The sequence below is a fragment of the Dysgonomonas sp. BGC7 genome, assembly GCF_001261735.1.
Taxonomy (GTDB): Bacteria; Bacteroidota; Bacteroidia; order Bacteroidales; family Dysgonomonadaceae; genus Dysgonomonas.
Genome location: NZ_CVRP01000006.1, coordinates 162,540 through 175,780, shown reverse-complemented (window position 1 = coordinate 175,780; position 13,241 = coordinate 162,540). Strand labels below are relative to the sequence as shown.

12 protein-coding genes are annotated in these 13,241 nt (G+C 37.1%); 1 reads left to right on the top strand and 11 read right to left on the bottom strand.

The genetic code is table 11. The annotated features are described in order from the left end of the window. Positions 1-52: 52 nt before the first annotated feature. The 8 genes from BGC7_RS04560 to ychF all read right to left on the bottom strand — a co-directional run bounded on the left by BGC7_RS04560 (position 53) and on the right by ychF (position 10,532). Entirely contained in the window at positions 53-1,615 is a 1,563-nt protein-coding gene (locus BGC7_RS04560) for a glycosyltransferase family 39 protein (RefSeq protein ID WP_050700379.1), read from the bottom strand. A gap of 65 nt (positions 1,616-1,680) precedes the next feature. Then, positions 1,681-3,522 carry an ArnT family glycosyltransferase gene (locus BGC7_RS04555; RefSeq protein ID WP_050700378.1) on the bottom strand — a complete coding sequence of 614 codons (1,842 nt, stop codon included), beginning with the start codon at positions 3,520-3,522 and terminating at the stop codon, positions 1,681-1,683. Between the two features lie 61 nt (positions 3,523-3,583). After that, positions 3,584-4,522, bottom strand: coding sequence for a UDP-glucuronic acid decarboxylase family protein (locus BGC7_RS04550; protein ID WP_050700377.1), 939 nt, complete (start codon positions 4,520-4,522; stop codon positions 3,584-3,586). Between the two features lie 62 nt (positions 4,523-4,584). Next, a complete protein-coding gene (gene mutS / locus BGC7_RS04545; RefSeq protein ID WP_185112950.1) occupies positions 4,585-7,167 on the bottom strand; it encodes a DNA mismatch repair protein MutS in 2,583 nt (860 codons plus the stop codon). A 194-nt stretch (positions 7,168-7,361) separates the two neighbouring features. Beyond that, complete coding sequence (locus BGC7_RS04540; RefSeq protein ID WP_050700375.1) at positions 7,362-8,012, bottom strand: HAD family hydrolase; 651 nt, start codon at positions 8,010-8,012, stop codon at positions 7,362-7,364. Between the two features lie 120 nt (positions 8,013-8,132). Continuing rightward, a complete protein-coding gene (locus tag BGC7_RS04535; protein ID WP_050700374.1) occupies positions 8,133-8,561 on the bottom strand; it encodes a GNAT family N-acetyltransferase in 429 nt (142 codons plus the stop codon). A 20-nt stretch (positions 8,562-8,581) separates the two neighbouring features. Next, positions 8,582-9,406: an alpha-1,2-fucosyltransferase gene (locus tag BGC7_RS04530; RefSeq protein WP_050700373.1), complete on the bottom strand. Its 825-nt coding sequence runs from the start codon at positions 9,404-9,406 to the stop codon at positions 8,582-8,584. Positions 9,407-9,428: 22 nt separating this feature from the next. Next, a complete protein-coding gene (gene ychF, locus BGC7_RS04525; RefSeq protein WP_050700372.1) occupies positions 9,429-10,532 on the bottom strand; it encodes a redox-regulated ATPase YchF in 1,104 nt (367 codons plus the stop codon). Between the two features lie 189 nt (positions 10,533-10,721). Here ychF and BGC7_RS04520 point away from each other — a divergent pair, with 189 nt between their 5' ends. After that, the gene (locus BGC7_RS04520) at positions 10,722-11,669 is read left to right on the top strand and encodes a hypothetical protein (protein ID WP_050700371.1); all 948 of its coding nucleotides are present in this window, start codon (positions 10,722-10,724) and stop codon (positions 11,667-11,669) included. 20 nt (positions 11,670-11,689) lie between these two features. On the opposite strand, the gene BGC7_RS04515 is transcribed toward BGC7_RS04520, so the two are convergent. Genes BGC7_RS04515 through BGC7_RS04505 form a run of 3 tightly spaced genes read right to left on the bottom strand, consistent with a single transcriptional unit; the run spans position 11,690 to position 13,023 of the window. Next, positions 11,690-12,055, bottom strand: coding sequence for a hypothetical protein (locus BGC7_RS04515; protein WP_242034342.1), 366 nt, complete (start codon positions 12,053-12,055; stop codon positions 11,690-11,692). 21 nt (positions 12,056-12,076) lie between these two features. After that, positions 12,077-12,637 (bottom strand): RNA polymerase sigma factor, encoded by a 561-nt coding sequence (locus BGC7_RS04510; RefSeq protein WP_050700370.1) that lies wholly within the window; start codon positions 12,635-12,637, stop codon positions 12,077-12,079. Continuing rightward, positions 12,637-13,023: a DUF6249 domain-containing protein gene (locus BGC7_RS04505; RefSeq protein ID WP_050700369.1), complete on the bottom strand. Its 387-nt coding sequence runs from the start codon at positions 13,021-13,023 to the stop codon at positions 12,637-12,639. Before BGC7_RS04505 ends, BGC7_RS04510 begins: the two co-directional genes overlap by 1 nt. Between the last annotated feature and the right edge of the window lie 218 nt (positions 13,024-13,241).

Here is a 13,241-nt window from a genome sequence, read left to right as displayed (position 1 = left end):
TCATTATCAGGCTTTTATTCAAACAATGCCTTATACATAATTTCAAGATGGGTTATTCTTTTTTTCTGAATTTATATAATATAGACCCATCAAGGTGCTCTACGACTTCATATTCTTTTCCTAAAATACGTTCGATACTCTCAGGAAAAGGTGTAGCATATACACTTAATGAATCAATACTCAGTTGGGTCGTAGATTTCAGCAACCTGAAAGGGGCTAAAGCATAAGGGTCATTCTTAAAGTCTGGAACGAATGACATTTCAGGGGGTGTAATACCATCATCTAAAATAACATACTCGTATTGAGGATAGTTCATGGACATAGTAGCAAGGTTAGGAGATAAAATCTCTTCTGTATATATTATACCATTAGTACCTCTCATAAATTTTTCAAGCTTTTCGGTGTACACTTTATTTCCCTTCGGAGAATTTATTCTTCTTATACCATTCAGATAATAGCAGATGCAAGATAAGAAGATAAGAACAGAGAAAAAAGCAGCTACAAGAAGATTTCCACTCTTCTTTTTTTCTTTAATAATAGCAGTAATAAAAATAGCGCAGCTTACAGAAAATAAACCTATATATGTACTAAGATAACGCACAAAGAATACCGGACTAAACAAATATGAATATAAGACTATGAAAGCTATTGTTACCCACATAATGCAAGAGGCATACAACCCCATTGTTTTCTTCTCTTTATCTTCTTTTGATCTGAGTCCAACATAAAAGATAAGAAGAGTTAAGCCTAATAGCAAAAATGAAAAAAATAAAGGCCACGATGATGAGAAGAAATCGGTGTATTTTTTTTCGAAATGTTTTGGAGAAAAATAGTATTGTAAAGAAAATAAGAATTCAGCAATGGTAGGCTTAGTTATCCAGTAATTTTCTTTTACTGTCGTAACTTGCTTGTATAATTCTATCAACCAAGGTATATAAGAAACAACTAAAGCAGCCCCTAGAATAAAATATCTTTTGATTTCGGATTTTCTTTTTTCGCCCTTTTCAGTTACTAATATCAGAACGACAAAGAGTATCATTCCCCAAAATGCAGCTAAAAGTGCATAGTAGTGAGTATACATGGAAGCCAGCAAAAATATAAATAATTTGCCCCATGCCCAACCGGAGTTGTTCCTATAAGCATCATACATATAAACGAATACAGCCAACAGCAAAGGTACGGCCAAAGAGTACATTCTCACATAGTTGTAAGTATAGAACGCTACCGGTAACAAAACCAGAATAAGGGATGTAGCAAATGCTGTTGTATTCCCAAACATTCTTCTCACAGGAAAGAAACAAACAAGCAAAGATGTAAGATAAAAGAATCCTGTTATATAACGATATTCATACAATTCGAAATGAGAAAATGTAAACAGACCACCAATAAGCTTCAGAAGCCAGTAAAACAAAGGTGGGTGTACATCGCGTGCAGTAATATTATAAATTTCGCTATACGAGTAGTCTGTCATCGCTATCGAATATAGTTCGTCGAAAGCAAGATTAACTCCGGCCAGATATATAGCAATAGAATATAAAACAGAAGAAAATAAAAAGACAAAAGTGAAGAGTATAATAGTTTTCTTTTTCGACAGGTTTTCAAGTTGTTCGTACATGATTGTGTTGTAAGATATAATTTTGTGGATAAAGATAATAAAATCGCACAAATAGTTTTATTCTTTTACTTTGTTTTGTTTGCATTATCTCTGTAATAAACAGAAGGAATATCTTTCTTTACTTCTATTGAGGTTGAGTCAATAGTAATAGTTTCATCACGCTGAATATTTATAAAGAAAACTTTCTGTGAACTGTTTTGAATTGAATCAATTGCCAAATGTTGTATATGGGGCAAGGAAACCATAGAGTGTCTTAAATGATACCAAAGAGGATATTCCCACGAGTCTCCCCCTATAACAAGAGCAATATCCTGAACATTGTTTTCACTTAATGAAATGCACGCATCCCTATAATCTTCATAAAGATATGATTTATTATTGAAAAGCAATCTTTCTCTACTAGTATTCCAAATATTTTCCTTCACAGTCCAGTTTTTGATGACAGGAATTTGATTAATCGAAAGCAAAGGCCGTATTCTATTAAAAAATAAAGGTAGTAAAGAAAAACAGCATATAAATAACAATATAAAATTCAAGGATCTCAATCTTTTTTCGCTATCGAAAAGAGCCGCAAAGAGAGGAGCAGATATTGCAAAAAGAGGAACCTGTAAACGAGTTACCCATGGTTGCCAAGGAATAAAAAATGCAAATACACACCATGATAAAGCTACAAGAGAAGCATATACCCTATATTTTTTCTTATAGAGAGAGACAAAAAGAGCAATTAAAAAAATAATGAAATGTAATGTATTTCGTGCAGTATCTTCATGGAAGGGAGGAATATTTTTAATGTCATTTTTCCAACTACCATAGGAGTGAACAAGTAAGCTTCCATACGGAAATTTTGATTTATCAACCTCTTTTAAAGCATTATTTATCTCAATGCTGAAAGGCAATGGAACCGGAACATTTACATAAGCGCCAGAAACGAAGGATATAGCAAATGAGCTAAGAGAGAAGTCCGAAACCGTCTTATCACTATGTATGCCTAAAGGATTCTTATATGATATATAGTTTCTTGTAAAATGTGGCATATTAATAGCAAGACATATAACAGCAGCAAGAACAGCCCCAACCATATACTTCCGATAATCTTTGCAACAAAGGATGGCGAAATAGGCAACGAAAGGAAGAGCAAATGCATAAGCCGTCCCTTTTGTCAAGATAGCCAGCCCAAGAGCAATTCCGAAATCAACGCTAAGCAGTAAAGTTCTCTCTTTTTTCCACGAAAAGAATCTATCAACCAGACAAACTATCCAAAAAGCCTCGACCAAATCAGTTTGTGTACTCGATGCCTGAAGTATAGCCATGGGTAAAGTTGCAAAGAAGAGAGAAGCGATTATCTGCTTTCTTCTGTCTAACCCGAGAGAAGCCGCTATTCTCGAAATCACAATAATAGTTCCTAAGTATGCAGACCATTGGACAAGATTCATAAGCCAATCGTCACCAGACAAAACTCTTCCATGTAGAATTGCAATTTCTGCAAATGGAGCAGAGACAACTTGTCTGAGATTGGATGTATAATAATGATCTAAGTTCCCATTTTGTAACCAATGCTCTATTCTTGGCAAATGATAGGTCATTGAATCCCAATTATTGGGAGGATAACAAACTGCAATAAAGAAAGTAACAAGCAAAAGGAACCCTAGAAATAGGCTTTCCTTTTTCCGAAGGAAGGAAAAAGGTATTTTCAGAACAGAGAATTCTCCTTTCTTATACTTAACAAAGAGAAAAACCGAAAGGCAAATACCATATATCAACCATCCTGACAACACACCGACAAAACCAAGGGAATTAAAAACACTCAAAAGCTCTGTCAGAATACAAATAAAAAGACCAAAATAGAGAGCTGCAGAAACAAATGCACTTCTCCAATCCTTTTTGTAGATAAACACAACTTGCCACATCAACAAAAAATGTAACAACCCAAATAAAAAAATTCCTGTGTTAAGGAAAATCATACAGAGATTAAATGACTTTATCGAAATACTCAATTGTTTTCACAAGCCCGTCTCTTAATTTTATTTTAGGCTCCCAGTTCAGTTTCTCTTTAGCAAGACTAATATCCGGTTTTCTTTGCTTAGGATCATCACTTGGAAGTGGTTGAAATATTAGCTTCGACTTAGACCCGGTAAGTTCCAAAACCAGATTGGCAAGTTCGAGCATAGTAAATTCGCCCGGATTCCCTGTATTTACAGGACCTACGAAAGAGTCGTCAGTAGCCATCATCCTCACCATAGCCTCAACCATATCATCTACATACTGAAAACTACGCGTCTGCAAACCATCTCCGTAGATTGTGATATCCTCTCCCCTCAATGCTTGTACAATAAAATTAGACACAACCCGTCCGTCTTCCGGATTCATACGTGGTCCATAAGTATTGAATATACGTACTATTTTTATTCTCACTCCATTCTGACGGTGATAGTCCATAAAGAGAGTCTCAGCACAGCGTTTTCCTTCATCGTAACACGAACGGATTCCAATCGGGTTTACATTGCCCCAATAAGATTCGGGTTGTGGATGTACATGCGGATCACCATATACTTCGCTGGTGGATGCTTGTAGAACTTTTGCTCGCAAACGCTTTGCCAAACCAAGCATATTTATAGCGCCCATTACAGATGTTTTGATGGTCTTAATCGCATTGTATTGATAATGAACCGGAGATGCAGGGCATGCAAGATTGTATATTTCATCCACATCCGCATGGAAAGGATGCACAACATCGTGTCTTATCAGTTCAAAATAAGGATTGTCGAGTAAGTGAACAACATTATCTTTCGATCCGGTAAAATAATTATCCAAGCACAACACTTCGTTGCCTTCGGCAAGCAATCTTTCGCAAAGATGAGAACCTATAAATCCGGCTCCTCCTGTAACTAATATTTTTTTATGATTCATTATTTTGTAAATCAGAATGTTTGAGAATGCAAAGAAATAAAAAAATAGTAAGAAAACCTCGTCTACTTACCAGAAACAATTTTCTTTATATCGTTGAGCTTGTTCAGAGCCTCTACAGGGGTCAGATTATTTACATCAAGCGATTTTATTTCGTCACGTACCTGGCTCAATACAGGATCATCGAGCTGAAAGAAATTAAGCTGATAGCCCTCTCTCTTTTCCTGAATGTCTGTTATAGGTTTAGATATTCCTTGTTTACGGTTGTCTGTCTCCAACTGTTTAAGGATATTGTTTGCACGCTTCACGATGCTTTGCGGCATACCTGCCATTTTAGCCACATGTATACCAAAGCTATGCTCGCTTCCTCCGGCAACAAGTTTTCGTAAGAAAATTATCTTATTATCTATTTCTTTGACAGATACATTGAAGTTCTTGATCCGCTTAAAAGATTTCTCCATCTCGTTAAGCTCATGGTAGTGTGTTGCAAACAGCGTTTTTGCCTTTGCTTTGGGATGTTCGTGTATATATTCTACAATAGCCCATGCAATGGATATGCCATCATAGGTACTTGTTCCACGCCCCAATTCATCGAATAAAACAAGACTTTTCGGCGAAAGATTGTTAAGTATGTCCGAAGCCTCGTTCATTTCCACCATAAAGGTAGATTCCCCTAGCGAGATATTATCAGAGGCCCCTACACGGGTAAATATCTTATCTACCAAACCTATCTGAGCCGATTCGGCCGGCACAAAACTTCCTGCCTGTGCCATCAAAGTTATCAATGCTGTTTGACGAAGGAGAGCAGACTTACCCGCCATATTGGGTCCTGTAATAATTATGATCTGCTGAGAATCGCTATCGAGAAAAACATCATTTGCAATATATGACTCTCCCAATGGCAACTGCTTCTCTATAACGGGATGGCGTCCATTTTTTATTTTAAGAGTATCCGAATCGTTGATCTGGGGACGAATATATTTATTTTCCTTTGCTGTTTTCGCAAAAGAAAGTAAGCAATCTGTCTGAGCTATCAGATTAGCATTTACCTGTATGGTAGGAATGTATTCGATAAGGCTATGTACCAAGTCGTTGAAGATATTAGTCTCCAGTGATAATATTTTCTCTTCGGCTCCCAGTATCTTCTCCTCATATTCTTTTAGCTCTTGTGTAATGTAACGCTCAGCGTTTACAAGAGTCTGTTTACGAATCCAGTCGGCAGGAACTTTATCCTTGTGTGTATTACGAACTTCTATATAGTAGCCAAAAACGTTATTAAAGCTAATCTTGAGAGAAGATATACCTGTTGCCTCCGTTTCCCTTTGCTGTACTTTGAGTAAATAGTCTTTTCCGGAGAAAGCAATATCACGCAATTCGTCCAGATCAGCGTTTATACCTTTATTGATAACGCTGCCTCTGTTGATCATTGTTGGAGGATCGGGGTGTATCTCTCTTTCTATACGGTCTCTTATTACGGGGCATGGGTTTAGCTTCTCTCCTATTTCGCGCAGGCTTGGCTCGTCCGAAGCAAGAAAAGCGCTGCGAATGGGTTCTATTGCCTTCAAGGCAACCTTTAGTTGAACTACTTCGCGAGGAGTAATCCTGTTTACTGCAACTTTAGAGATAATACGCTCCAAGTCTCCGATGAGCGACAACTGTTCTTCCAACAGATTCTTCAATTCAAGATCTTTGAAGAAATATTCGACCACAGACAAGCGGCTGTTTATAGGCTTCTCGTCTTTCAACGGGAATACCAGCCAACGGCGAAGCATACGCGCACCCATTGGTGATACGGTTTTGTCTAAAATATCAAGAAGGCTTTTTCCCCCTTCGTTCATTGTAGAAATAAGCTCAAGACTACGAACAGTAAACTTATCGAGACGTACATATTTATCTTCCTCTATACGCGAAAGAGACGTTATATGTCCTATTTGCGTATGTTGGGTAACATCCAGATAATGCAATATAGTTCCCGCAGCGATCACACCATTGACAAGGTGCTCTACACCGAAACCTTTCAGATTCTTCGTTTCAAAATGTTTAAGGAGTCTGTCGCGGGCAGTATCTTCTGTAAAAACCCAATCTTCGAGTTCGAAAATAAAGAAACGGGATCCAAAATTTTCTTCAAAAAACTTTTTTTTACTTCTTTCCACCAAGACTTCCTTAGGGGAGAAATTGGTAAGAAGCTTATCAACGTATTCCTTTGTCCCTTCGGCAACAAGAAATTCTCCTGTCGAAATATCTAACAAAGAGATGCCGCAACCACTTTTTGCAAAATGGATAGCGCAAAGGAAATTATTCTCTTTGTGATTAAGTATATTATCGTTGATAGAAACTCCGGGAGTTACCAGCTCGGTTATTCCCCTTTTCACCAACGTTTTTGTCTGTTTAGGATCTTCCAGCTGATCGCAAATGGCGACACGTTTTCCGGCACGTACCAGTTTTGGCAGATAAGTATCTAACGCATGATGAGGAAAACCCGCCAATTCGACAAACTGAGCTGCCCCATTGGCTCTCCGAGTAAGCGTTATCCCAAGTATTTCGGCCGCATCTATAGCATCCTGAGAAAAGGTCTCGTAAAAGTCGCCCACACGAAACAGTAATATAGCATCGGGATGCTTGCTCTTGATCTCAAAATACTGCTTCATCAACGGGGTTTCTGCTACTTTTTTCGACACGATATTATCTTATTTAGATGGGTTCTTTATAATTAGTTATGGACAAACAAAGATAGAAAAAAATATAGGAATCAGCGATTTTAGAAAAAGTGTGTTCGCAAAGAAAATAGAAAAAGGCTGATCCTGTTATAGAACCAGCCCCGTATAAGTTAGTAAAAGAGGGATCAATCTAAATACTTCTTCAATTTCTCTGTATCTGTAAAATCGGTGATTGTACCGAATGTATAGTCTTTAAGAAAATCTTCCCCTAATGTTGTAGCCACCCCTATAACTCTCATAAACGCATAAGTAGCAGCTTTAATTCCTGTAAATGAGTCTTCGAATACAACACATTCGGCAGACAGTACTCCCAAATTTGTCTTTGCTAACACATAACCCATTGGGTCTGGTTTACCTTTCTTGATACTATCGGATGTAATCACTGTATCGAAAGTATCGACCAGAGACAATTGGTCTAGTACGACATTTACTTTGCCGGCAGGAGAACTGGTAACCAAACCAACCTTATACCCGCTATCTTTCACGTATTTGATAAAATCAAGAACGCCCGGAATAGTTATTTTTTTATAATCGAGAGACTGTTCCATTTCGGAAGCAGCATTCCTTATGGCCTGTTTTTCTTCAGGACTAGAAATAGTAAAATAAAGCTCAATTATGGAGTTAAGAGTCATTCCCTTTATAATTGAAGAAAAATTGTTAATCTTCAATTCATGGTCTTCTGCCACTTTGCTCCAAAACTTATCGTAGTCGTGCTCTGTGTCAACAACTACTCCATCTAATCCGAATAATACAGTTGTAATTTTCCCTTTTGCCATTGTTTTTTTTCATTAATCATTATCAGCCAAGAATAACTAAACAAAGTAAGATATTTTTTCTTGGTCTACAAATTAGTAATGTATAAAAATGCCGTTGCGGAGGTATTATAACCCAAACAATTAACTTTTCTCGAGATGCAGAATGGGGTATTCTTTTCCTTCACCATCGTATTCAGATCTGTCTACTTCTCTGAAACCAAAGTGATAATAAAACTCGAGAGCCTGAGTGTTGTGCTCATTCACATCTACTCTGCGAGTATTAAGCGTATTTACGGCATAATCGAGTAAAACGCGTCCTATGCCGGTTCCACGGCTTTCGTTATCTACAAACAGCATTTCGATACTATCATCCTCCACTCCCAAAAATCCTTTTATCACACCTTTGTCATCTTTATATACAAATAGTGTAACATGCTGAAAATAGATCGGAATATGGGATTTGTAGAATTCGAAGTCTTCGTCCGACAAGAAATGGTGTGTAGCTTTTACCGCACTCTCCCATATATCTATCAACACCGGATAATCTTTTTTAACAGCAGAAACAATCATTGTTTTCTTTTTTTAATATGTTAATCAATATTCAGAATACTTCCATTGCTAAATCTGTTGAATGAAATGATTTCTGAAAAATCCGATAAGGTTATTATTTCTTTAGCCGACTTTATAAATTTGACAGGTATTCTTCCCCAAAAAGAGGCCCACTGTGAATATGAGCTTGGAGGCCCAATAATATAATCACATTTAGAAAGAGCGTATAAATCATGTGATCCTGATGAACAACTCAAAGTAAAACATTCAAGGCTATTGTAATTCTCAAGATTTATCTTTTCATTCGAACATAACAGAAATTTTACCTGTTGCCCTCTACTTTCAAACTGCTCTTTGATATTTCTAAGAATACACACATACTCTTCATCGGTATAATAGTATATTCCGCCGAGCCATTCTTTATAATCTCCACGCCTGATGTGTACTCCTACAACAATCACCGATTGGGGTAATACTGCGAATTCGGAATCGACCGCATTTGCGATATTTGTATTGAAAGAAAAAATATTCCTTATTTCAGTCGATTGTTCTTCAACCATTTCGGCATTGCCTAATCTGTTAGACCAGCCTTCGACAAAATTAAATCCAAACAGTCTTCTGAATATATTCGATCTTCCGTTCTGTATATAGCCTCTAGCTTTGAAAGACATCAATGTTCTTTTAAGCAATTTGCGGGAAGCAAACCGTACCAGTCTATTTTTATTAAGATTGTCGAACGGTTCTGTGTATCCATCCATATTAATGACTAAAACTTTCTCCTTGTATTTGAGACCGTAGGCGATAGATGGCACTAAAGACCATATTCTATTACATAACTGTCCGGGAGAATCGTAGTTTATAATCATTTCTTAAAGGATGTCTATATTTTTATACATTAAATCGGAAGTGCATTATATCACCATCCTGCACTACATATTCTTTACCTTCTACATTCATTTTACCGGCTTCTTTCACTGCTGCTTCGGAACCAAGCGTTACAAAATCATTGAACTTTATAACCTCTGCACGGATAAATCCTTTTTCGAAGTCGGTATGTATAACTCCGGCGCATTGTGGTGCTTTCCATCCGGCAGTAAACGTCCATGCACGAACTTCCTGAACTCCTGCTGTAAAATATGTCTGCAAGCCCAAAAGCTTGTAAGCCGACTTGATAAGACGGGCTACTCCGGACTCTTCCAACCCTATTTCGGAAAGAAACATTTCACGCTCTTCGTAAGATTCAAATTCTGCGATTTCCGATTCTATCTTTGCTGCTACAACCAGTATCTCTGCATCTTCGTCCTTTACAGCCTCACGCACCTGCTCCACATATTTATTACCCGATACGGCACTGGCTTCGTCAACATTACATACATAAAGTACAGGTTTGTAGGTAAGCAAATACACCTCTTTGGCTATTTTTTCATCTTCTTTATTATCGAACTTAACTGTACGTGCAGACCGGCCTTGATCCAAAGCCTCTTTAAATTGCAAAAGGACATCATAGGCACGTTTAGCGTCTTTGTCGCCTCCTGTTTTTGCTTGTTTTTCTACTTTTTGTAATCGGGCTTGTACGGTTTCCAGATCTTTCAACTGGAGTTCTATGTCTATTATCTCTTTGTCGCGAACAGGGTTTACACTACCGTCCACGTGTGTAATATTGTCGTCATCGAAGCAACGCAATACATGCAGGATAGCATCTGTCTCACGGATATTCGCCAAAAATTTATTTCCTAATCCTTCTCCCTTACTGGCTCCTTTTACAAGACCGGCTATATCCACTATTTCTACCGTAGTGGGAACAATACGGTTTGGTTTCACCAACTCTGAAAGCTTATTTAACCGTTCGTCAGGAACTGTTATAACCCCGACATTGGGTTCTATGGTGCAAAAAGGGAAGTTTGCCGATTGAGCTTTCGCATTTGATAAACAGTTGAACAAAGTCGATTTACCTACGTTGGGAAGCCCAACTATACCACATTGTAATGCCATTATTCTTTTATAGTTTTTATTTTCAGGCTACAAAGATAAAACTTTTTATTCACTGAATATATACAACGGTACGAATTGACATTGAAAACTTATTTAATCAATACTAGCTATTGATAGTTAAAACACTGTTCTTGTTCCATTTTATATTATTATATTTGTCTTGCGAATAACACCTAATGAAACAAACTTATGAGAAACTCATTCTTAAAACTTAGCTTAGCTCTCTTTTCATTAACTTTATTGTTTTCGGCTTGTTCAAATGATGATGAAATACATGTAGAGCCAGACTCTTCAATAAAGCTCATAGCATCAAAAACCAGCATTGTTCCTTTTGAGGATATAAAATTGAGTATAGACGTCGATCTGGATTTACTCTACAATACTTACGACAGCATCACATGGAAAACAAACGGAGTAGTGTATGGAATATTTTTCTTTGCTGGGGAAAAAGACGAAAGGGATATAAGAATTACGGATTACCGTATCGGGGAAAATAAAGCGTATGCATTAGGATACAAGGATGGAAAGGCTGTCAGTATTGATTCCGTTACATATACAGTTGAAAAACCAAAGGGAGATTTTTTTAATATAAAATGGAATACCAAGATTAAAAATGAATATCTATATTATACTACAGGGCTTACTCCTAACAACTATCTTCCAACCCATGAAGGGTGGACAAAAATAGGAGGGGTGAGTTTAAATCTATATTATATAGTTGAAGATATAGATAGAGAGTATGTTGAAATGTTTTTAGTACCTTGGTCGGCAGAGTCTAATTTTAAAAGCACAAAAACAATATCGACACCTGACATAAATGATTTTAATTGGCATCCAGACAGCGATGACAGAGAGGCCTTGGAAGTCAAGTATAAAATGGAATATACTTTCCTTAGTTCATATATAACAGAACTATATGGTCCATCGAAATATATTTATGAAGGTAAAGATATAACTCAAACTACATTGAGGGATAAATACAATGAGCTATTTAAGAATAATCATCGTGATTTTCCTCCTGCCGAAATATGGATTACACCTACAACTGCTATCTGCTTAGTACAGGCAAACAATTGGGTTGGAGGAAAAAATCAACGAGGTATTTGTGCCATAATTGCAGAACCTTTACAAAGGTAAGACAAGTAAGTTTAGATTTCTTATTTACTTTTATGTTCGCTTCGTCTTTTGTCATCGAACACAGATATTGCCCAAAACATCATACATATAGATGCTATGGATAGCGCAGGGATGTAGAATACAGCCGACAGAAGAGACTCTGCACCCGATGTAAAATATACCACCAAACCAACAACGGCTATAAGTGCGTACATTATACCAAAAATAGAAAGCATATTTTCGAGAGGGAAGCGCGAAGCTGTAGCCTTCTTGGGAGCTAAGGCTTTTTCGGCCTCAATCTGATGCATTATTCTATATTTAAGATTATCAGAGGCTTTCAGCGTAGTGCCTGAAAGCAGATCTTTGATCTTATCATCTTGCATTTTTTGTATGTTATTATTATCCATAATTCAAAAGTAATAAAATTTTTAATCAGGCACTTCATATTTCATAAGCTTACTCATCTCTTCGGCAAACCGCTTTCGTGCCCTATGCAGTTTAACTTTTATGTTTGTATCTGTCAATCCGGTTATCTGGGCTATATCTTTCACCGAGGTATCTTCCAGATAGTATAACGTGAGCAAAACCCCTTCATCTTTAGGCATTTTTTCCAGAGCATCGTTAACCATTGCCTTACGTTCTCTGTCTTCTACCTGAGCCATTGTGTCCAGATCGGAAAAAGAAGAGTCTGAATCAATAAGCTTGTAGTCAACAAATTCCGTGTTGTATGTCGAAGAGCGTGTTTCTGTTACAGCCGTATTATAGACTATACGATAAAACCAAGTAGAGAATTTACTGTCGGACCGAAAAGTATGTAAGTTATGAAAAGCTTTGACAAAGGCATTCTGTACTATATCTTCCGCATCCTGCTTGTTGCCACAGATGCGGTAGGCTATAGTAATGGCCATGTCTTGATAGGTATCCACAAAGTATCCGAAAGCAGAAGTATCTCCTTTCAGAACTTTGCGTATCTGTAGCTTTTCGTCCATTATTCGGCGTCGTTGTCCAGTTCCGATTTATCCTTAACAACTGTATAAAAGGCCACATAGGCTATACCCAGAAATAGCATGACGCATGCCACAGGTATAAGGAAATCATAGTCCATATCTTTCAGTGCAGTTTCTATTATTACAATACCGACTATAAGTCCGATTGCTATTCCGATACATAAGAAGCCATTGCGAAGCGATCTGTATTTGTTCGGAGTCGGTTTTCTTTTTTCGGGAGGAATTATACCTTGCCTTACCAAAGTCATTCTTTCTTCACGTCTTGCAGATATAGATTTTGCGACCAGATATGTGCCCAATATAACAGGGAGTCCAAATATGCATATCACACCAAGTATTGGCACCAGACCATCCATAAAATCTTCCATAATTCAATATTATTTATATCATTAATATTCTGTTTTCGTAAATATGACTACCCGAATACACATTTGGTTACAGTTTTTCTCTTTTTTTTGAAATAAAATTAAAAAACGAAACACAAATATTTGATTTTAAACACTTTAATAAATAAAAATAATTGCTATCACATTTTGAAGAGGTAGTCCTTGCGGTTGTCTTCATTCTAAATGGGCATATATAAGCT